This window comes from Bartonella sp. MR168JLCBS, assembly GCF_042194175.1.
In genome coordinates this window covers 1-439 of record NZ_JBHIMP010000165.1, presented here as the reverse complement: position 1 = coordinate 439, position 439 = coordinate 1, and the positions used below count along the sequence as shown (strand labels likewise).

Genomic DNA, 439 nt, shown 5'->3' with positions numbered 1-439 from the left:
TTCATAGAAGCGATATTGCCGCTCGAAACGATGAAACTATTGCACCAGCTGCTCAATGGCTTATTGATAACTATTATACCATTGACAAAACAATACAGCAGCTAAGCCGTAACTTACCTAAATCTTTCATCAAACAACTTCCTCTTTATAAACAAAAGGCAGAAATACCACGTATCTTTGCTTTAGCTTGGCTTTATATTGCTCATACAGATAGCAGATTTTCACAAGAAACACTCACAGCTATGATCAATGGATTTCAAGAAGTTTGTGCCCTCAAAATTGGTGAATTATGGGCGCTACCTTCTGTGATACAAATGCTCTTAATTGAAAATGTTTGTCGTCTTTCATTGCGTATTGAACAAGCACGGCACATGCGCCATCTCGCTCATCAAGTGGCTGATAAAATTTCTCTTGCAGAAAATGAAACAAAATTACACAC

At 37.6% G+C, this 439-nt stretch carries 1 protein-coding gene; it reads left to right on the top strand.

What is annotated here, in order from left to right:
* Positions 1 to 439, top strand: a 439-nt coding sequence (locus ACFIK8_RS10045; protein WP_375669339.1) for a hypothetical protein, incomplete at both ends; no start/stop codon positions are given.